At 69.2% G+C, this 21,327-nt stretch carries 13 protein-coding genes; 4 read left to right on the top strand and 9 right to left on the bottom strand.

The window, feature by feature from the left end; genetic code table 11:
• The 5 genes from DJ018_RS13560 to DJ018_RS13540 all read right to left on the bottom strand — a co-directional run bounded on the left by DJ018_RS13560 (position 1) and on the right by DJ018_RS13540 (position 6,928).
• On the bottom strand, positions 1-1,074 hold the full coding sequence (locus DJ018_RS13560; RefSeq protein WP_111515499.1) for an alpha/beta hydrolase: 1,074 nt from the start codon (positions 1,072-1,074) through the stop codon (positions 1-3).
• An 85-nt stretch (positions 1,075-1,159) separates the two neighbouring features.
• Positions 1,160-3,508, bottom strand: coding sequence for a glycoside hydrolase family 95 protein (locus DJ018_RS13555; protein ID WP_111515498.1), 2,349 nt, complete (start codon positions 3,506-3,508; stop codon positions 1,160-1,162).
• Positions 3,509-3,602: 94 nt separating this feature from the next.
• Positions 3,603-5,165, bottom strand: coding sequence for an alpha-N-arabinofuranosidase (locus DJ018_RS13550; RefSeq protein WP_276309829.1), 1,563 nt, complete (start codon positions 5,163-5,165; stop codon positions 3,603-3,605).
• Positions 5,166-5,241: 76 nt separating this feature from the next.
• Positions 5,242-6,249 (bottom strand): cupin-like domain-containing protein, encoded by a 1,008-nt coding sequence (locus DJ018_RS13545; protein ID WP_111515496.1) that lies wholly within the window; start codon positions 6,247-6,249, stop codon positions 5,242-5,244.
• Between the two features lie 10 nt (positions 6,250-6,259).
• Positions 6,260-6,928 (bottom strand): SapC family protein, encoded by a 669-nt coding sequence (locus DJ018_RS13540; protein WP_111515495.1) that lies wholly within the window; start codon positions 6,926-6,928, stop codon positions 6,260-6,262.
• Positions 6,929-7,276: 348 nt separating this feature from the next.
• Here DJ018_RS13540 and DJ018_RS13535 point away from each other — a divergent pair, with 348 nt between their 5' ends.
• Both DJ018_RS13535 and DJ018_RS13530 read left to right on the top strand, forming a co-directional pair.
• Entirely contained in the window at positions 7,277-10,135 is a 2,859-nt protein-coding gene (locus DJ018_RS13535) for a TonB-dependent receptor (protein ID WP_240609550.1), read from the top strand.
• Positions 10,136-10,198: 63 nt separating this feature from the next.
• Positions 10,199-11,746, top strand: a complete 1,548-nt coding sequence (locus DJ018_RS13530) for a tryptophan halogenase family protein (RefSeq protein ID WP_111515493.1) — start codon at positions 10,199-10,201, stop codon at positions 11,744-11,746.
• A gap of 133 nt (positions 11,747-11,879) precedes the next feature.
• Here DJ018_RS13530 and DJ018_RS13525 read toward each other — a convergent pair whose 3' ends face one another.
• A complete protein-coding gene (locus DJ018_RS13525) occupies positions 11,880-12,851 on the bottom strand; it encodes an alpha/beta hydrolase (protein ID WP_111515492.1) in 972 nt (323 codons plus the stop codon).
• Positions 12,852-13,080: 229 nt separating this feature from the next.
• Here DJ018_RS13525 and DJ018_RS13520 point away from each other — a divergent pair, with 229 nt between their 5' ends.
• Together DJ018_RS13520 and DJ018_RS13515 are read left to right on the top strand one after the other, a co-directional pair.
• Positions 13,081-15,783, top strand: coding sequence for a glycoside hydrolase family 3 protein (locus DJ018_RS13520; RefSeq protein WP_205853770.1), 2,703 nt, complete (start codon positions 13,081-13,083; stop codon positions 15,781-15,783).
• Entirely contained in the window at positions 15,780-16,763 is a 984-nt protein-coding gene (locus DJ018_RS13515) for a poly(ethylene terephthalate) hydrolase family protein (RefSeq protein ID WP_111515491.1), read from the top strand. Before DJ018_RS13520 ends, DJ018_RS13515 begins: the two co-directional genes overlap by 4 nt.
• A 15-nt stretch (positions 16,764-16,778) precedes the next feature.
• Here DJ018_RS13515 and DJ018_RS13510 read toward each other — a convergent pair whose 3' ends face one another.
• Genes DJ018_RS13510 through DJ018_RS13500 form a run of 3 tightly spaced genes read right to left on the bottom strand, consistent with a single transcriptional unit; the run spans position 16,779 to position 21,327 of the window.
• Complete coding sequence (locus DJ018_RS13510) at positions 16,779-18,290, bottom strand: tryptophan halogenase family protein (RefSeq protein ID WP_111515490.1); 1,512 nt, start codon at positions 18,288-18,290, stop codon at positions 16,779-16,781.
• Positions 18,291-18,298: 8 nt separating this feature from the next.
• The gene (locus tag DJ018_RS13505; protein ID WP_111515489.1) at positions 18,299-19,831 is read right to left on the bottom strand and encodes a tryptophan halogenase family protein; all 1,533 of its coding nucleotides are present in this window, start codon (positions 19,829-19,831) and stop codon (positions 18,299-18,301) included.
• A complete protein-coding gene (locus DJ018_RS13500; protein WP_165842923.1) occupies positions 19,828-21,327 on the bottom strand; it encodes a tryptophan halogenase family protein in 1,500 nt (499 codons plus the stop codon). Before DJ018_RS13500 ends, DJ018_RS13505 begins: the two co-directional genes overlap by 4 nt.

Below are 21,327 nucleotides of genomic sequence, written 5' to 3'. Positions count from 1 at the left end.
TCAGCGGGCGGGGCCGAAATTCAGGTTCTTGCTGAAGAACGGCATCACCTGGTTCTGGAAGCGGAAGGCCACATCGCTGGTGTGGTCGCCCGGATAGACTTCGAAGGTGTTGGCGATCTCGTAGCGGTCGAGGACGTCGTGCAGCTTGGCCGCATCGTGGCGCAGGCCGTCGCGGTCGCCGACGTCGATGGCGATGGCGCGGTAGCGGCGCAGATCGCCGATGTACTGGTCGACGAAGGCCAAAGGCGCATTGGCGGTCCACTTGGCGAGGATGTCGGGCTGAACCGCGCCGTCCTTGAACGGCAGGTCGAGGTAGAGCGGCGGGTTCTTGGGGTTGGGCGACCAGGCGGCGGCGCTGGCCAGCTGGGCGCGCAGCGCCCAGGGCAGCTTCTGCGCATCGGCGACGGACTTCAGCTCAGGCAGCTGCGGCGGGTTCTCGCCCGGGAAGCCGCCGGCGGGACGCGGCGACAGACAGCAGGGGCTCATCAGATACAGCGCGCCGAAGACATCAGCGTGGCGCATGCCGATGCGGGTTGCGCCGTAGCCGCCCATGGAGTGGCCGACCAGCCCGCGGCTCTCGCGGCGCGCCAGCGTGCGGTAGTTGGCGTCCACGTAGGCCACCAGATCGCGCGAGATGAAGGCCTCGAAGTCGCCGGTGGTCACCGAGCTCGAGTACATGGAGCCGTTGTGGGCGGTCTTGCTGTCGGGCAGGACGACGATGACCTCGCCCGCCCCTTGGGCGAAGGCGCCCTCGATGGTCTGCGGTACGTGGATCTCCTTGATCCACTCTTCCGCCCCGATGGAGTAGCCGTGAAGGGCGTAGACCACGGGGTAGCGCCGCTTGGGGTTGGCCGCATAGCTGGGCGGCAGAACCACCAGGACCTCGCGGTCGGCGCTGTCGCCTTCTAGGCTGCCTTCAAGCGCCCTGGAATGGACCTTGAGCCGCTGGACCGACACGGCCTTGGCGCCGGCGACCACGGGCGGCGCCTTGGTGCCCATCTGAGCCTGTGCGGAGCCTGCCGCGGTCATGCACAGCATCAGGGCCGCGCACCCGGCCAACGTGGTCTTCAGCATCCGCTTTCCCCCGACTCCTGGATTCTTCAGAGGGGCACATTTGTCGGACTATATCGTGAGGTCAATGGCTCCCTCGACCTGCCCGTCAGGCGCGGAAGGCGCCGGCGGTCAGACGCCGGGGGACGCCCGGCCGCAAGTCCACCGTCAGCGCGCCCTGCCCCAGCCGCACGCGCTTGCGAATGGCGATGTCGGAGCGGAGCGTCGCCGACTGCAGGCGCGCGCCGCGCCAGGCGAGATCCACGCGGCACGCGCCACGGGCCCGCAGCCCGGTGATCGATCCCGTGGGCCATGCGGCCGGCAAGGCGGGCAACAGCAGGATTTCGTTGCCTCGGCTCTGCATCAGCATCTCGGCGATGGCGGCGGCGCCGCCGAAGTTGCCGTCGATCTGGAACGGCGGGTGGGCGTCGAACATGTTGGGATAGGTCCGCTCCGGCCCCAGCAGGAAGCGCAGGATCTGGTGGGCGTGTTCACCGTCCCGCAGGCGCGCCCAAAGGTTGGCGCGCCAGGCGGTGGCCCAGCCGGTGGACTCGTCGCCGCGGATCTCCAGCGACCGGCGCGCCGCAGCCGCGAGGGCCGGCGTGTCGTCGGGATTGATCTGGTGGCTGGGGAAGAGGCCGTAGAGGTGGGAGACGTGCCGATGGTTCGGCTCCGGCGCCGCCGCGTCCCAATCTTGCCGCCATTCCTGCAGCTGGCCCTGAGCGCCGATGCGGTCCGCCGGCAGGCGGGCGCGCGCGGCCCGCACCCTGGCGACGAACTCCGCGTCGATGTTCAGGATCCCCGCGGCGGCCGCCGTCTGGTCGAACAGGTCGCGGAGGATCTGCGAATCCATGGCCGGACCGGCGCAGACCGAGGCGCCGAACGGATGGGCGTTCTCCGGCGACAGGGATGGGCTGGTCACCAGTTCGCCGGTCTTCGGATCGGTGTGCAGGACATCCAGGAAGAACTCGGCCGCGCCACGCATCAGCGGATAGGCCTCAGCCAGGAAGGCCCGGTCGCGACCATAGTCGTAGCGGTCCCATAAGTGGGTGCAGAGCCAAGCCCCGCCGGTGGGCCACAGGCCCCACTGGGCGCCGTCGATCGGCGCGGTCGCCCGCCAAAGGTCGGTGTTGTGGTGGGCGACCCAGCCGCGCGCGCCGTACATCTCCCGCGCCGTGCGGGCGCCGGTCTGGGCGAGGTCGCGGACCATGGCGATCAGCGGCTGGGTGCATTCGGCCAGCCCTGTCAGTTCGGCCGGCCAGTAGTTCATCTCGGTGTTGATGTTGATCGTGTACTTCGACCCCCACGGCGGTTTGACGCTGTCGTTCCAGATGCCCTGGAGGTTGGCCGGCTGGCTGCCCGGGCGTGACGAGGAGATCAGCAGGTAGCGCCCATACTGGAAGTAGAGGGCGGCGAGCTGGGGATCTTCGGAGCGTTCGCTGTCACGGATGCGCTCGTCCGTCGGACGCTGGGCGGCGGGCGTCTGGCCAAGGTCGAGGCTGACGGCGCGAAACAGGCGCTGGTGCTCGCGCGCCGTTTCCGCGGCGATCTGGTCGAAGGCGGCGCCGGCGGCCTGGTCGATCCTTGCCCGCACGAGACTGGCGGGATCGCCGCCGACGTCGTCGAAGCGGCGGTAGCTGGTGGCCACGGCGATCAGCAGGGTCACGCGGTCGGCGCCGCGCACGCGAACGCGGTCGCCCTGCCCCTCCACTGCGCCGCCTTCGGCCAGCACCCGCACGCGCGCTTCGAAGCGCAGGGCGCCGGCGACGCCGTGCTCGTCCAGGTTACGCCCGGCCAGGACGAGGTCGCGCTCCTGAACCGTCGCGCTAGCCCGCTGCGGGGTGGTTACGCCGAGGTCGAGATCGATGCGGCCGGGGCGATCGGCGTCGACCTGGACCGCGATCACCTGGCGGGTCGGCGAGGCCACGACGCGGCGCCGGAAGCGCGTTCCGCCCATGCTAAAGCTGGTGACGGCCATGGCAGTGTCGAGGTCGAGTTCGCGGCGGTAGTCGCGGGCGGTCGCCGGGTCTAGACCGGGCGTTTCCAGCAGCAGGTCGCCGACGGTCTGGTAGGACATCTGGCTGAGGGGCCGGGCCATCAGCCGCTCGTTGGCCAGCGACTGAGCCTCTGCGAAGCGAGCCTCGTCGATCAGGCGGCGGACCTGCGGCAGGGCTTCGCGCGCCTGCGGATTGACGGGATTGTAGGGCCCGCCGCCCCAGAGAGTGTCCTCGTTGAGCTGCAGCCGCTCGCGCGCCACGCCGCCGAAGACCATGGCGCCGAGGCGCCCGTTGCCGACCGGCAGGGCCTCCACCCACTTGTCCGCCGGCTGTCGGTACCAGAGCCGCCAGGGATGAGGCGCCGAGGTCTGAGCAAGGCTGGCGGCTGGAGCTGCGACAGCCACGAGGCCGCCGGCCGCCTCCATCAAGGTCCGCCGGGTGATCTTGTTCTCGGACGACATCCGCGCCTCCACCGATCGCCGGACGGCGCCGGCCCGCACACGCGCACAGAGGGCGGCGACCCCGCGGCCGAAGCCGAAGGGTCGCCTCCCCGATCTACTCGAGCGTCAGAACGACGACCGACTTGGCCGGCAGGGTCACGTTCAGCGCGCCGCCGCTCAGCTGCGCGCCATTGAAGGCGGCGGGCCGGACCGCGTTCGGCTGGTCGAAGGTGTTGTGCGCCTGCATGGTCGGAGCCGAAAGCACCCGGCCGCTGACCCGCGTCGCCGTCAGGCCCGCGAGGTTGGCGGTCACGCTGGCCGGCTGGTTCGGGTCCACGTTGACGAGGGCGACGTAGGTCTTGCCGTCGACGCCGCGGGCGGCGGTGGCGTCCACCGCGCGGATCGCCCACTGGTCCTTGTGGTACCAGCTGGACTTCAGGTCGACGGGCAGCAGCACCGCGTCCTGGAACGGCTTGTACATCTCGAACACGTGGTAGGTGGGCGTCAGGGTCATCTTCGGCCCGTCCGTCAGGATCATCGCCTGCAGGACGTTGATCATCTGGGCGATGTTGGCGAGCTTCACGCGCTCGGCGTGACGGGTGAAGATGTTGATGTTGAGCGCGGCCACCATGGCGTCGCGCAGGGTGTTCTGCTGCTGCAGGAAGCCCGGATTGCTGCCCGGCGCGGGATCGTGCCAGGCGCCCCATTCGTCGACCGCGATGATCTTCTTCTTCTGCGGGTCGTACTTGTCCATGATCTTCTCATGGCCGGTGATGTACTCGTCCATGCGAATGGTCTTGGCGATGGTCCGCGCCCAGGCCTCCTCGTCGAACTCGGTGGCCGAGCCCTTGGTCTCCATGCCGCCCGGGAAGGTGTAGTAGTGCACGCCGGTGCCATCGATCTGGTCGGCGGCTTCGCGCATCATCACCTCGGTCCAGTTGTACTCGGCCCAGGGCCACATGTTGTGGCTGGCGCCGCTGGCGATGCGCATGGTCTTGGTGCCGGCGGGCACCTTGATGAAGGTGCTGTAGCGCTTGGTCACGTCGGCGGCGTACTCGGGCCGCATGTTGCCGCCGCAGCCCCACAGCTCGTTGCCGATGCCGAACCATTCGAGCTTCCACGGCTGCTTGCGGCCGTTTTTGGCACGCAGGTCCGCAAGGCTGCCGGCCGGGGCGGTGATGTACTCGATCCACTCGGCCATCTCGGCCGGGGTGCCGTTGCCGACGTTGCCGGAGATGTAGGCTTCCGCCCCGATCATCTCGGCGAAGTCCATGAATTCGTGGGTGCCGAAGGCGTTGTCCTCGGTCACGCCGCCCCAGTTGGTGTTGATTTTCACCGGGCGCTTGTTGCGGGGGCCGATGCCTTCGCGCCAGTGGTACTCGTCGGCGAAGCAGCCGCCGGGCCAGCGGACCACGGGGACCTTCAGCTCCTTGAGCGCGGCGACGACGTCGTTGCGGTAGCCGCGGGTGTTGGGGATCTTCGACTTGGGGCCGACCCAGACGCCGTCGTAGATGCCGGTGCCGAGGTGCTCGGCGAACTGACCGAAGATGCGGCGGTCGATCTTGGGGCCTGGGCGATCCGCCTGGATGGCGAGGCTGGCGCTGGGCGCCTGCGCCAGCACGGGCGAGGCGAACAGGCACGCGGCGGCGAGCGCCGCGCCGGCTAGGTATGACTTCACGAAGACCTCCCACATTATTTGTCCGACAAGTAGCCAAGCTACGTGCGGGCGGCAAGGTGATCGGTATCGGCCCCGATCAGAGGCGCAGGGCGCGCATGATCATGGCCCGCAGTCGGCCGTAGTTGCCGGCGGCGAGCGGGCCGAGAACCCCGCGCTGGCCCTCGGGCAGGTGCTCGGCCGGGTGGCGGTCGGGCCGGAAGACGTAGTGGTCGAAAAAGGCGCGCCAGGCGTCGCGCTCGGGCGCGGGCCGCTCCCCGATGGCGATCATGGCCAGCATCATGGCGAGGTACGGCGCGTCGGGGCCGGCGCTGAAGCCGTCCCACCAGTAGTTGACCAGCAGGTTCACCGGCTGGGTCGCCTCCACCTGGTGCCACCAGAGCTTGGGCAGGTAGAGGGCGTCGCCGGCTTCCAGCACCACGACCTCCGCCTGATCGCGGACGGCCTCAAAGCGGGGATAGCGAGGATCGCCCGGCTCGGCCGCGGCGGCGAGGCTGACGGGCTGGCCGGCCATGGTGTGGTCGATGGGGCCGACATAGAGGTCGGCGACAGCCTGCGGCGGGTAAAGGGTGAAGCGGCGCTGGCCGGCGACCACGCAGGCCAGGTTGTCGAAGGTGTCGTAGTGGCAGGCGACGTGGGAGGCGTTGCCGACCCAGATGCGCGGCTCGACGCCCGGCGGGATGGAAGGCGCGCGATTGGCGGCGCTGAACCCCGGCAGGTGCGCGTCGGCGGGAATGGAGCCGAGGTAGAGGGTCTCGGGGCTGGCTGGCGCGGCGTTGCGGGCGATGCGGTTCAGGGCTTCGGACAGCCCCAGCTGCTCGCGGCGAAAATTGAAGCCGTCGGCGTTCGCCCCATAGAAGTAGCGGCCGGTGATCGCGGCCTCGCCCACGAAGGCCTGGGCGCTGGCGCCGCCGTCGAACTGGCGCAGGTAGGCGAACAGCGCCTCGGGACCCTGGCGGGCGGCCGCGGCGGCGGGCCAGCCGGCGCAGGCGCCGCGCAGGACCACGGGCTGGCACAGTTCGGCCACCTCGCGGCGGAAGACGTCCGGCTCGGCGACGGTCTCGACGGAAAGTTCGCGGACGGGCACGCCGCCGCCCCTAGGCGGCCAGTCGGGCGTTGCGTCTGCGCGCCAGCACCGGCACCTGCTTGAGCGAGGCGGCCATGACGTGGGCGAGCTGTAGGTGGCCGCTGCGGAAGAGCTCGACCACCGCCGCGTCGTCCAGGTCCTGCAGGGCGTCGAGGCTGACGGTGTAGAGGCCCTGGAGGTTCAGGTTACGGCCGTCGTCGAAGGCCAGCTCGATGTCCATGGGCGCGAGAAGCTTGTGGCGGAGCAGGGCCTGGATGAAGGCCTGCGTCTGGTCCACGCCGGCCTTCAGGTGGCCCAGCAGGCGCTGCATGCGGCGCAGCGACTCGCCGGGCTCGCCGGCCTCGAACAGCGGCTCGCCGTCCTGTTCGCTGAAGCGCGGGTTCGACGGGTCGATGGCGATTTTGTCGCCGTCGATGAAAAAGCCCTGCCGCTCGAGGTCCAGCGGGCGAAAGGCGTCGCCGGGATGCAGCAGGTACTCGCCCGGCTCGAAGCCGAACATGGCGCCGGCGTAGAATTCGCCCGTGTCCCCAGCCTTGGTGATGAAGATCGGACAGGTGGCGGCGGCGGTCGCAAACTCGCCGGCGACGATCTGCACGAAATAGGGCGCGCCTTCGGGCAGGCGGCGCAGCCGCAGGCGGCTGTGCTGAACCGCGCTAAGCGGCTGTGGGCTCTCGGCCATTTTCCCCTCCCCTGGTCCGGTGCCGCCTAGCGATAACCGCTTCCGGACAGGCTGCCAAACATTCTCGATTACGCCGACAATTTGCTGTTGATAGCGCTAAATCGCGGCAGTAGCGTATCGTCAATACGTCAAAAAAAGAGTCTGGGGGAGGATAGGATGCGCCGTTCAGAGCGCTCACAAACCCCAACCAATCTCTCGTGAAAACGGACACTTACGTCCGTTTCCTGTGGAGCCCCGGCCGGTCGGCCGGGTGTGTGTAGAGACACATACAACTGGGAGGGGAATGCCATGAAGGGACATTCTAGTCATACAATAGGGGGCTGGAGGCGACTTGGTCGAAGGACGGCTTTGGCCGGCGCTTCGAGCCTGCTGGCCTTGTCCATCGCCGCGCCGGCGGTGGCGGAAACCGCCGACGACGAGGGGCCGATCGCCACGGGCGCCGTGCTGCTGCAGGCGGCCAGCGGCGCGCCTTCGGAAGTTCAGGAAGTGGTGGTCACGGGCCTGCGCGGTTCGCTCCAGCGCAACCTGGATGTGAAGCGCGAATCGCCCGGCGTCGTGGACTCCATCTCGGCCGAAGACATCGGCAAGTTCCCCGACTCCAACGTCGCGGCCTCGCTGCAGCGCCTGCCCGGCGTGTCGATCCAGCGCTCCGGCGCTCGCGGCGAGCCGCAGGGCATCACGGTCCGTGGCTTCGGCGGCGACTTCAATGAAACGCTCTATGACGGCCGCCGCATCTCGACCGCTTCGGGCGGTCGTGCGGTGGACTTCAGCACCGTCGGCGCCGACTTCGTGGGCCGCCTCAGCGTCCTGAAGACGCCGGACGTCACCCTGTCGAGCAGCTCCATCGGGGCTACAGTCAACGTCGAGTATCCCAAGCCCTTCGACCAGCCGGGCCGCAGGTTCGTGGTCTCCGCGTCCGGCTCGATGCAGGACGAGGCGGGCAAGGTGGTGCCGTCTGGCGGCGTGCTGTTCAGCGACACCTTCGCCAACGACACCATCGGCGTGCTGGCGGACGCCATGTACACCAAGCGCGAGACCCAGACGAACCGGGTCTTCGTGAGCGGTTGGCCGGGCGGTCGCTACGCCCCTTGCCAGCTGACCCCGACCTGCACCCCGGCCCAGCTGGCCGACAAGACCATCGTGGGCTGGTTCGAGCAGCAGTACGGCGCGAGCCAGATCTACACCGAGGACGAACGCATCGACGGCCGGATCGCGCTGCAATGGCGTCCGACCGAGAGCCTGCTGGTCACGCTGGACGACAACTACTCGCGCCAGAAGATCCGCGCGGACAACTTCGGCTTCGGCATCTGGTTCAACCAGGGCGACCTGCGCAATGTGAAGCTCGACCAGAACGGCACCACGGTCGACTTCACTCAGGCCGGCTCGCAGACCGACTTCACGGCTGGCACCGATCGGTCTGAGATCGTGACCAACCAAACGGGCCTGAACCTGAAGTGGACGCTCTCGGAGAACCTGAGCTTCGAGGCCGACGCGAGCCTCGCCAAGAGCTGGCTGAACCCGGATGGCCACGTCAGCAGCGAAGGCGCGGACGTGGGCTACGGCTTCGCCGGCATCGGCCCGTCGCTGGGCATCCGCATCGACGGCAGCAGCGACGGCAACATCCCCGTGCTGCACGACTACGGCGTGCGCGGTGACCCGGCCCGCTTTGCGGACACGTCCGTCATCGGCTCGCACGTCACCGTGCGGACGGCGCAGAAGAACACGGACACCGTGAAGCAATTCCGCTTCGCCGGTACGTGGGCGCAGGACGACTTCTCGATCAAGGCGGGTGGTAACTACCTCGAAGACCACTACCGGTTCGAGCAGCGGAACACCTTCGCCAACAACTTCTGGCAGGCCTATTCGGGTTACGGCCCGGCCTCCGGCGGCAGCGGCGGCGTTCCGATTCCGCCCAGCCTGTTCACCGACGTGGTGAGCACCGACAACTGGATTCCGGGTTTCTCGGGTTCCCTGCCCCCGGTTCTGCTGAAGTACGACGCTCGTGCGTACCAGCAGTACCTGGAAAGCCTGGGCAACCCGCAAGCCAAGAACATCCCCGGCTTCAACTACGGCGGCGTCAACGGCTACACCGGGACCCTGGACCTGGCTTTGGACAACGGCAGCCGCCGGGACATCCAGGAAAAGACCTGGGCGCTGTTCGTGCGGGCCAACTTCGACGTCGACGTGGCGGGCATGCCCTTCCACTTCAACGCCGGCGTGCGCCAAGAGCACACGGACGTGACGTCCCAGGGCTATGGTCAGGTGCCGCTGAGCATCGCGCGCAGCGCGGGTGACCCGACCCTGCTGACCGTGACGCTGAGCCCGGCCCAGCCGGTGTCCACCAAGACCAGCTACTCCTACCTGCTGCCCAGCCTGGACATGAAGCTGGAGCTGACTGAGGAGCTGCACCTGCGGCTTGACGCCTCGCGGACCCTGACCCGCCCGGGTCTCACCCTGCTGACCCCCGTGACCAACGTGGGCGTCGGACAGCGGGTGGGCGCCCTGACGGCCAGCGGCGGCGCGCCCGGCCTTCGCCCGTACCTGTCGGACAACTACGACGCTGCGGTCGAATGGTACTACGCGCCGAACTCCTATGCGGCGGCCAACGTCTTCATCAAGCACGTGACCAACTTCATCGTCGGCGGCACCCAGCGGCAGACGATCAACGGCGTCATCGACCCCACGACCAACCAGCCCGCGCAGTTCAGCGTGACGCAGCAGGTCAACGGGCCGGAAGCCACGGTTCACGGTCTGGAGCTGGCGTGGCAGCACGTGTTCGGCGACAGCGGCTGGGGCTTCAACGCCAACGCCACCATCGTCGACACCGACAAGCCGTACGATCCGAGCGATATCTCGCAGAGCGGTTTCGCGATCACGGGCCTCGCCAACTCGGCCAACTTCGTCGGCTTCTACGACAAGTACGGGTTCGAGGCGCGGATCGCGGTCAACTACCGCGAGGAGTACCTGCGGGGCTTCGGTCAGAACCAGAACACCGGCGCCTTCGGCTCCGAGCCGACGTTCGAAAACCCGAACCTGCAGATCGACTTCAGCACCAGCTATCAGATCAATGAGCAGCTGAACGTCTTCTTCGAAGCGCTGAACCTGACGAACGAAGTCCAGAGCACGCATGGTCGTTTCGACAACCAGCTGCTCGACGTCTTCGCCTATGGTCGGCGGTTCACGGCGGGAGCCCGCTTCCGCTACTAAACCCCCCTTGGCTGGGGGCGCCGGCGACGGCGCCCCCAGTTATTTTCGCTGCCGGGCAAGCGTATGGTTCGACCCATCCGAAATATCGTGATCGTCGGCGGCGGGACCGCCGGGTGGCTGACGGCGGGTGTGATCGCCGCCAAGCATCGCAGCCGGATCGTGCGCAACACCTTCAGCGTCACGCTGGTGGAGTCGCCCAACACACCGATCATCGGAGTCGGCGAAGGCACCTGGCCGACGCTGCGTACGACGCTCGCCAAGATGGGCGTCTCGGAAACCGACTTCATCCGCGAGTGCGATGCGTCCTTCAAACAGGGCGCGAAGTTCGCCCGCTGGACCACGGGCGCGGAAGACGACGCCTACTACCATCCCCTGATGCTGCCGCAGGGCTTTTCGCAGGTGAACCTTGCGCCCCACTGGTTGGCGCGCGAGGACGGCCAGAGCTTCTGCGACGCCGTCTGTCCGCAAGGGCAGATCTGCGACGAGGGCCTTGCCCCCAAGACCATCGCGACCCCGGAATTCGAAGGCGCGGCGAACTACGCCTACCACCTGGACGCAGGCAAGTTCGCGCCGTTTCTGCAGCGGCATTGCTGCGACACGCTCGGCGTGCGCCACGTGCTGGCCGACGTGCAGCGCGTGGAGATGGCGGAAGACGGCGACATCCGCGCGATCGTCACCGAACAGGCGGGCGCCATCGAGGGCGACCTGTTCGTCGACTGCACCGGTTTTCGGTCGCTGTTGCTGGGCGAGGCCCTGGGCGTGCCGTTCCGGGATTGCAGCCACATCCTGTTTTGCGACACCGCGCTGGCGGTGCAGGTCCCCTACGAGAGCGAAGCCAGCCCGATCGCCTCGCACACCATTTCCACGGCGCAGTCTTCCGGCTGGATCTGGGACATCGGCCTGCCGACCCGGCGCGGCGTCGGGCACGTCTTCTCCAGCGCGCACATCTCGGACGAGGCGGCCGAGCAGGAGTTACGGGCCTATCTCGGTCCCGCGGCCAAGAACCTGCCGGTGCGCAAGCTGAGCATCCGGGCCGGGCACCGGGAAACCTTTTGGAAGCGCAACTGCGTGGCGGTGGGGTTGGCCGCCGGGTTCCTGGAGCCGCTCGAAGCGTCGGCGATCGTGCTGATCGAGCTGTCGGCCAAGCTGATCGCCGAGCGCATGCCGGCCTGCCGGGAGGTGATGGACGTGGTCGCCTCGCGCTTCAACGCCACCACGCATTACCGCTGGGGCCGGATCATCGACTTCCTGAAGCTGCACTATGTGCTGACCCAGCGGCGCGACAGCGCCTTCTGGCGCGACAACCTGCTGGAGGAGAGCGTCCCCGAGCGGCTGCAGGAGCTTCTGCAGCTGTGGCGGCACCAGTCGCCATGGGCGTTCGACGAGTTCGACCGCATCGACGAGGTCTTCCCGCCCGCCAGCTACCAGTACGTGCTGTACGGCATGGGCTTCCGGACGGAGGTCGAGCCTGACGCCCTGGAGGGCGAAGCGACCCTGGCGCGGCGTGCCTGGCGCGAGAACCAGCAGCAGACCGAGCGGCTGCGCGCCGCCCTGCCCCGCCACCGCGATCTGATCCGCAAAATCGCCGAGCGAGGCCTCCAGCCCGTGTGAGGGGATCCATCGCCGGCGCGATCGGCGCCGGCACGCTTTGCGAGGGGGCGGCGCTGGACACTGCCACCTTTTCGCGAGACGCGGCGGTCGGCCTCTCCTTCCCTTGGCCGGCCGCCGCAACTCTCCGTCCGGGTTAGGACGTCGGCCAGCCATGCGACGCCGTCCAGCGCAGGAAAAGATCTGGCCAGGCGGCGACCGGCTTGCCCGCCGAGCCCCGCACCGCGAACCCGTGGCCGCCCTGCTGGAAAATGTGCCCCTCGCCGGCCACGCCGACCGTGCGCAGGGCGGAGAGCTGCCGAAACGCGTTCTCGACCGGGACCAGGTCGTCATCCATCGCGTGGACGACGAAGGTCGGCGGGGTTCGGGTCGACACCTGGAGCGACGGCGTATGACGCCGCACGAGGTCCGCGCTCGGGGCGGGTCCGAGCAGCGCCTCGGCCGATCCCTTGTGGGCGGCGGGCCCCGTCAGTTCGATCACCGGATACATGAGCGCGGCCAGATCCGGCCTGTGGGGCAGCCGGTCCGTGGCGTCGATCGCGTCGTAGGCGGGCGTGGTTCGGACCGAGAGGTTGGCGGCAAGGTGCCCGCCGGCGGAAAAGCCCATCACGCCTACTTTGGTGGGGTCCAGGCGCCACTGGTCCGCACGGGCCCGGATCAGCCGAATGGCGCGTTGCGCGTCCTGCAGCGAGACCTCCGAGCGGTTCGCCCATCCCTCGCCCGGCAGGCGGTAGCGGAGGATGAAGCTGGTGACGCCGGCCAGTGCGAGCCGCTCCGCCACGTCGAAGCCTTCGCGATCGAACCATTCGCCAAGGTAGCTGCCGCCGGGAATGATCAGCAGGGCCGCGCCGTTGGGCTGGGCCGGAATCACCGGCTGGATCAGCGCCGTTCCGACGCCGGTGAGGCTGCGGTCCGGGGGCTGGCCGGAGCCATGCTCCTCGAACGCCAGACGCAGCGCCGGGTTGAAGAAACCGCTCCGCCCGGCGGGCCACAGGTCCATGGCGTCGGCGCGGCGCGCCGGAGCCGCCGCCTTCGCCAGGGACGGCGTCGCCGCCACAGCCAAGGCCGATCCGAGCAGGGTCCGACGGGGAAAAGGAGCTTCGAGCATGAGCGGGCGCTTCGCCTTCTTGTGTCCGACTATTCCGGCGACGCTAGCGGCTGAACACGGGCGACGCCAGCGACCCGACAGCGGCACGTATTACACCGACTAATAGCTTGGCAGCGGAAGCGGCGTTGGCTAGCGTCCGCGAGCTCGCAAGAACAACAAAGATACGGGAGGGCGGCGAGGCGTGGGACGAGAGCCCGCAGACCAGCCAAGCCCCAGGAAGGATCCAGCCATGATCGCCAAGACGGCGCGAACCTGCGGCCTCAGCCTGCTAGCGCTGGCCACGTCGGCCCTGTCGCCCCTGCCCGCCATGTCGATGGCGGCTGAGCCGGCGGCGGCGCGCCCATCGCCGGCGCGCGAGAAGGCGGATCGGCTGGCGAGCGAATTGGTGGCGAAGCTGACGCTGGACGAGAAGCTCGACCAGCTGCTCAACACCGCGCCGGCGATCCCGCGCCTGGGCGTGCCCGCCTACAACTGGTGGACCGAGTCGCTGCACGGGGCGCTGGGCGCCCTGCCGACGACCAACTTCCCCGAACCCATCGGCCTGGCGGCCACCTTCGACACCCCGCTGGTGCAGAACGTGGCCGGCACCATTGGCGCAGAGGTCCAGGGGCTGCACGCTCTGGCCCGTCAGACCGGCCGCATGGGACGGATGGGCAGCGCGCTGAACACCTGGTCTCCCAACATCAACATCTTCCGCGATCCGCGCTGGGGCCGTGGGCAGGAGACCTATGGGGAGGACCCGTTCCTGGCGGCCGGCATGGGCGTGGCCTATGTCCGGGGGATCCAGGGGCCGAACCCCGACCTGCCCAACGTGGTGGCCACGCCGAAGCACTTCGCGGTTCACAGCGGACCGGAGTCCACCCGCCACGGCGCCAACGTCTTCGTCTCGCCGCACGACCTGGAAGACACCTATCTGCCGGCGTTCCGCGCGGCCGTGGTCGACGCCCGGGCCGGGTCGATCATGTGCGCCTACAACCGCGTCGACGGCCAACCGGCCTGCGCCAGCGAGCTGCTGCTGAAGGACCACCTGCGCGAGGCATGGAAGTTCGACGGCTATGTCGTGTCCGACTGCGACGCGGTGAAGGACATCAGCGACCACCACAAGTACGCGCCGGACGCCGCGACGGCCGCGGCCGCCTCCCTGCGGGCGGGGGTCGACAACGAGTGCAACGGCGCGACCCTGACCTATACGGACGGCCTGACCGACCGCTACCGCGAGGCGCTGAAGCGGGGCCTGCTCAGCGAGGCGGACATCGACCAGGCGCTGGTCCGGCTGTTCTCGGCGCGGTTCCGCACCGGAGACCTTTCGGGCGTGCGCCAGCGGGACGCGCGCAGCAATCCCGCCGTGGTGGGCGCGCCCCAGCACGGGCGCCTCGCGCTGGAAGCCGCCGAGAAGAGCCTGGTGCTGCTGAAGAACGACGGCGTCCTGCCCCTACGCGCCGGCTCGCGCATTGCGGTGATCGGCCCGTTGGCCGACGGCACGCGGGTGCTGCGCGGCAACTATTCCTCCGCCCTGTCCGGGACCCCGATCTCGGTGCTGGAAGGGCTGCGTCAGGCGTTCCCGGCCGCCCAGGTGGTGCATGCGCCGTTCGGCGCGACCTTCACCGACGGGGACAGGGTGCCGACTTCGGCGCTTCGTACGGCGGACGGCCAGCCCGGCCTGACGGCGCGCTACTTCAACACCGTCGAGCCCGCGCCCAAGGCGTTCGCGCCCGGCACGTTCGGCGATGCGGTGGCCAAGATGCGCTATTCGCCCACGGCGGTCGTCACGCGCCGGGAAGCGGATGTCGCGGCGCGCAGCCTGGACCTGGCGCAGGTGTCGGACCATCACCGGGTCGTCTGGACCGGGTTCCTGGTTCCCCCGGAAAGCGGGACCTATCGCCTCGGCCTGAGCGGCTTCAACGGCGCGATGAAGCTGAACGGCGAGCACTTCGTGGATCTCACCAAGGCGAGCTGGAACAGCCTGCCGACCATGAAGACGCTGAAGCTGGAGAAGGGCCGGCGCTATCCGATCGAGATCACCTCCGAGGCGCATGGCCTGGCCGGAGTGGATCTGATGTGGAAGCGGATCTCCACGGATCCGGAAGGCGACATGAAGCGCGCGGCGGCCAGCGCCGACGTGATCGTGGCCGTGGTGGGCCTGACCTCCGACCTGGAAGCCGAAGAATCGCCCGTCGAGATCCCCGGCTTCAAGGGCGGGGACAAGACGAACCTGGAGATCCCCGCCGAACAGCAGGCCCTGCTCAAGATGGCCAAGGCCACGGGCAAGCCTGTGGTGGTGGTGACCATGAACGGCAGCCCGCTGAACCTGTCGTGGGCCAAGGACAACGCTGCGGCGATCCTGGAGGCCTGGTACCCGGGCCAGTCCGGCGGCCTGGCGGTGGCCAATGTGCTGTCGGGGCGGACCAATCCGAGCGGGCGGCTGCCGCTGACGTTCTACCGCAGCCTCGACCAGCTGCCGCCGTTCGGCGACTACGACATGAAGGGGCGGACCTACCGCTACTTCGAAGGCGAGCCGGTCTACGCCTTCGGTCACGGCCTGAGCTACACGCAGTTCGACTACGGTCCGCTGCTGGTGGAGCGGGTATCGGGCGGCAAGACGCCCAAGGTGCGGGTGAGCACCACCCTGCGCAACGTGGGCCAGCGGGCCGGCGACGAGATCGCTCAGCTGTACCTGCGGTTCCCGGCCGATCCCGGCGCGCCGAACCTGGCGCTGCGCGGCTTCGAGCGGGTGAGCCTGAAGCCTGGCGAGGCCAAGAAGGTCAGCTTCGAGCTGGCGGCGCGGGACCTGAGTTCGGTTCGGGTAGACGGCCGGCGCACGGTGCTGGTTGGCGACTATCAGGTGAGCGTTGGGGGCGGCCAGCCGGTCGCCGGGGCCAAAGCCGCGTCTGGCGTCTTCCGCATCGAACAGGCCGTGGAGCTGCCGAAATGACCTCTCTCGTCCGCATGCGCCGCTCGGCGGTTTGCAGCATGGTGTTGGGCTTGGCTCTTGCGGGGAGCGCCGCGGCGCAACAGGCGCCGCCGCCCGTGAAGCCGGTGGGGGTGATCGGCGCGCCGGGCGGCACGGGGCCCTACCCCGCGGTGGCCGAAGCGTTCGGCTCCATGCGCGGGAACACGGTGTACCGTCCGGCCAAGCCTGCGCCTGGGCCTTTGCCGCTCGTCCTTTGGGGCAACGGCGCCTGCGTGGACGACGGGCTGAGCCACGCCGCCTTCCTGCGCGAGGTGGCCTCGCACGGCTTCATCGTGATCGCCGCGGGCCATCCCCGGCGCGACCGCAGCGTCGAGCCTGAGCCGCCGGCCGCGCCTGCGCCGGCCGCGGGGGCGCCGGCTCCCGCGCCCGCCCGACTGTCGGAGCAGACCCAGCCACAGCAGCTGGTCGAGGCCATCGACTGGGCGGCGCGGCAGAACGCGGATGCGGCCAGCCCGCTGCACCGGCGGATCGACCTGCAGCGGATCGGGGTGATGGGCCACAGCTGCGGCGGGCTGCAGGCCCTGTCCGTGGCGGCCGACCCGCGGGTGAAGACGGCGATCCTGTTCAACAGCGGCGTGTTCACGGACGCCCCGCCGGCCGCGCAAGGCGTGCTGGCCACGCCCAAGTCCGCCCTGGAGCGGCTGCATGGGCCGGTGGCCTACATCAACGGCGGGCCGACGGACATCGCCTACAAGAACGGCGTGGACGATGTTGGCCGCATCCAGCACGTGCCGGTGTTCTTCGGCGAGAACGGCGTCGGTCACGACGGCACGTTCTGGAGCGTGCCGAACGGCGGCGACTATGCGCAGGTGGCGGCCAGCTGGATGGCCTGGCAGCTCAAGGGCGACAGCACGGCGGCCCGGATGTTCCGCGGCGCCGACTGCGGGCTCTGCACCCGCGCGGGCTGGACCGTGCGGCAGAAGGGATTGGGCGGCAGCTGAGGCCGCCCGCCGCCCTCAGACGCGGGCCGCCGCGCAGTTGTCGGCGATGAAGCGGTCGTGCTTCGGCATGTAGTCGACGGAGGTGGCGATGGCCGACTGGATCTGGTCCAGCCGGCGGCGGGTCTCCTCGAGGCTGAGCACGTCCGCGACCGGGTCATAGGAGTTCGGCGTCATCAGCTGGCCGATCAGCACGGCGAACCAGCTGGTGTCATTGAACAGCTCCTCGTTCTCGCGGAACACGCGGCCGTGGGTCTGGAAGACGCGCAGCTTCTCGGCCAACGCCTCGGGCACGTCCATGGTCCGCACGTGGTCCCAGAACGGCGTGTCGGACCGCTCCGTCACCTTGTAGTGCAGGATGATGAAGTCGCGGACCTGCTCCCATTCCTGGGCGGTGATGCGGTTGTAGCGGTCGATATCGGCCTGGTGGAAGCTGCGGCTCGGGAACATGGTCAGCAGCTTGGCGATGCCGCTCTGGACCAGGTGGATCGAGGTGGACTCCAGGGGCTCGATGAAGCCGGCCGCCAGCCCGAGCGCCACGCAGTTCTTGATCCAGGAGGTCTTGCGCACGCCGCCCTTGAAGCGGAGCACCCGGGGATCGGCCGTGGGGGCGCCGTCGAGGTTCTTGAGGAGCACGGCGGTCGCCTCGTCCTCGCTGATGTGGGCGCTTGAGAAGACGTAGCCGTTCCCCGTGCGGTGCTGCAGCGGGATGCGCCACTGCCAGCCCGCCTCGCGGGCGGTGGAGCGGGTGTAGGGGGTGGTCTCGCTGACCCGCTCGCAGGGCACGGCGACGGCGCGATCGCAGGGCAGCCAGTGCGACCAGTCCTCGAACTCGGCGCCCATGGCTCCGTCGATCAGCAGGCCGCGGAAGCCGGAGCAGTCGACGAAGAGGTCGGCCTCGATGCGCGTGCCGTCCTGCAGGACCACGGCCTCGATGAAGCCGTCGGAGCCGCGCTTGGCCACCTCGACGATGCGGCCCTCCTGGCGCACGGCGCCGCGCGCCTCGGCCAGCTCGCGCAGGAAGCGGGCGTAGAGACCGGCGTCGAAGTGGAAGGCGTAGGCGATCTTGGACAGCATGGAGCGCGGATCACTGGTGATCGCGCGCATGAACTTGCCGGCGTCCGCCGCCGCCGACTGGATGGAGAAGTCGGTGATCGGGCGCGGATCTCCGCCCTGCATCAGACGCAGCCAGAAGGCGTGGAAGGAGACGCCCTCCATGTCCACGCCGAACGGGCCGAACGGGTGGAAGTAGGTGTGGCCCTTGCGGCCCCAGTCCACGAACTGGATGCCCAGCTTATAGGTGCCGTTCACCCGGCGGACGAACTCGTCCTCCTCGATGCCCAGCAGCCGGTTGAAGATGCCGATCTGGGGGATGGTCGCCTCCCCCACCCCGACGGTGCCGATCTCGTCGGACTCCACCAGGGTGATGCGGGCGTACTCGGGGCCCAGCACCTTGGTGAGGGCCGCGGCGGTCATCCAGCCGGCCGTGCCGCCGCCAACGATGCAGATGCTGCGGATACGCTCGTCCATGGTGTTCCTCAGGGCCGGGCCGCGATGGGCTGGGCGGGGCAATAGCTGCGGATGAAGGCCTCGTGCGTCGGCATGGCCTCGGCCACGCGACGCACGTACTGGCGCATCCGCTGCAGGTTGTAGTCGACCTCTTCCACCGGAAGGGTGTCGGCGAGAGGATCATAGCCCTGCGGCAAGCCGACCTGGCCCAGCAGCACGGCGATCCAGCTCGACTCACCGAACAGCTCGTCGTCGTAGCGGAACACACGCCCCTTGCCCCGCCAAAGGTCGAGCTTGCGCTGCAGGCTGTCGGGGATCGGCATCGTGCCGCAGTGACGCCAGAACTCGGAATCGTCCCGCTGGGTGGCGTGGTAGTGCAGGATGATGAAGTCGCGGATGGCGCACCACTGGCCGTAGCTGACGCGGTTGTACTCCTCGATTTCCACCGGATCGACGCCGCCCCCATCCGGGAACAACGACAGAAGGCGAGCCACCCCATTCTGGATCAGGTGGATCGAGGTGGACTCGAGGGGCTCCATGAAGCCCGAGGCGAGCCCCAGGGCGACGCAGTTGCGGTTCCAGGCCTTCTTCCGGACGCCCGTGGTGAAGCGCAGCGGCCGCGGGTCGGCCAGCGGCTTGCCGTCCAGGTTCGCGAGGAGAGTGGCGGCGGCCTCATCATCGCTGATGTGGGCGCTGGAGTAGACGTAGCCGTTGCCAATCCGGTGCTGCAGGGGGATGCGCCACTGCCAGCCAGCGATGCGCGCGGTGGCGCGGGTGTATGGGGTCGGGGCGGCCGCGCCCTCGCACGGCACCGCGACCGCGCGGTCGCAGGGCAGCCAGTGAGTCCAGTCCTCGTAGCCCGTTCCGAGCGCCTGCTCCATCAGCAAGCCGCGGAAGCCGGAGCAGTCAATGAAGAGGTCACCCTCGACCTTCAGCCCGCCCTCAAGCGTGACGCTCTCAATGTGGCCGTCTTCGCCGCGAAGGGAGACGTCCACCACCCGGCCTTCCCGCCGCACGACCCCCCGCGGCTCCGACAGATCGCGGAGGTAGCGGGCGTAGAGCCCCGCGTCGAAGTGGTAGGCGTAGGTCAGGGACGAGAGCGGGCCCGGCGGACGATCGCTGCGGGGCTTCTCGAACCGACCCAGGGCCGCGGCCATGGCGCAAAGGTTGTAAGCATCGATGCCGGGCGTGCGGCCGAGTTTCTGAAGTTTCAGCCAGAACTGATGGAATTTTATGGCTTCCATGTCGGCGCCGAACTCGCCGAACGGATGGATGTAGCTGTGGCCGAGGCGGGTGAAATCCCGGAACTCGATGCCGACCTTGAAGGTGCCCTGGGTGCGGCGCAGGAAGTCGGCTTCGTCCAGCCCGATCAGCGCGTTGAAGGTTTGGATGGGCGGTATGGTCGCCTCGCCCACCCCCACCGTGCCGATCTCGTCGGACTCGATCAGGGTGATCTCGGTCTGGCCGTTGCGGCGCAGGCGGGACAGCGCCGCCGCCGCCATCCAGCCGGCTGTTCCGCCGCCGACGATCACGACCCGGCGCAGAGAGGTCTGGGGGTTCATCGTCCCGCTCCACCTGCCGCGGCGCCGCTCCTGGTCAGGAACACGTCATGGGTTGGCATCTGTTCGGCGCCCTGGCGGATCGCCCGACGCATCGCGCCCAGCCGATCAGCCAGGGCTGCGTCGTCCATCGCGGATTCCGCGAGCACGTCACCCCGGCGCGGCGCAGGGCCTTGCCCCAGCAGCACGGCGATCCAGTCGGACTCGGGCACGGGTTCTTCGTCGAAGCTGATCACGCCGCCACGGCTGTTCCACAGCGAGAGGCGGTAGGCCAGCGTCTCCGGCTGAGGCGTCTCGCGCGCGGCGGCCCAGGCGGGTTCACCGCCCCGTCCATTGAGCACCAGCGGCAGCAGGGCGGCGTCACGCACTCGCGCCATCTCTTCGTCCGCTCGCCTGTTGAACTCCGCTCGTGCGGCCTCATACCCGCCAAGCGTCGGGAAGAGCTCCAGAAGTCGCCGGATCGCCTTGTGCGTCAGCGTCAGGCCAAGATCCAGCGGCCCGGCAGATCCAGCCGACGGCCCGATGGCGACGCAGTTGCGGGCCCAAGCCAGACGGCGTCGCCCGAACGCGAGCTTGGACCTGCGCACCGCGCCGCTAGCGGGCAGAGCCTGCAGGACCTGCGCGTCGTCCAGGTGAGCGGAGGCGTAGACGATCCGCCGTGCGACGGCGCCCTGCAGCGGCGTGTCCCGCCGCCAGCCCCACGCGGCCGCCTCGCTCACATTGAACGCACGGCTGGATGCGGCCTCAGGGACCAGTGTTTCGGCCTGGCTGTCGAAAGGAAGATCCGCGGCCCAGCTTTCGACGGGCACCGCGAGCGCCTCGCCCAACAGGCGTGACGCAGGGCCGGTGCAGTCGAGGAAGAGATCCGCCTCCAGGCGCTCGCCCCCTTCAAGCACGACGGCGGCGATGCCGGTCGCGGTCGCTTCCGCCTTGGCCAAGGCGCCGCGCAGGGGCGTCACCCCCAGGCTTTCGGCAAAAGCACGCAGGCCTGCAGCGTATCGGCGGCCGTCCAGATTGAACCCGTAGCGCAGGGTGGACAGCACAGATCGCTCGTTTGGCCCCGGCTTGGCGAAGCGGCCGAGTTCGGCGGCCACGGCGTTCAGGCTGTAGGCGTCGGCGACCTCCGGCCGTCCCTGCCTGCGTCGACGCAACAGCAGCTGGTGGAAGGACGCGCCGTCCAGCGGTGCGCCCAAGTCCGCGAAAGGACGGAAGTAGGCCGCGCCCTCCCCGCCGAACCCGATCATGCGCTCGCCGAGGCTGTAGGCGCCCTGCGCGCCGCGCAGAATACTCGCCTCGTCCAGCCCCAGCATCGCATGGAACTCGGCGGCGTCGGGACGGCAAGCTATGGCGAGCGGCTCGCCGAGATCCTCATCGGTCTCGACGACGCCAATGCTCGCCCGGCCGCGCACCGTGCGGGCGAGGGCCGTGGCGGCGGACCACCCGGCGATCCCGCCGCCGACCACAAGGATGCGGCGGATCTCTGCTGGCGACTGCGTCAC

The organism is Phenylobacterium deserti (genome assembly GCF_003254705.1).
In the GTDB taxonomy this organism is placed as follows: Bacteria; Pseudomonadota; Alphaproteobacteria; order Caulobacterales; family Caulobacteraceae; genus Phenylobacterium; species Phenylobacterium deserti.
The sequence above is the reverse complement of the archived record's forward strand: the minus strand, read 5'-3'. Positions and strand labels throughout refer to the sequence as shown.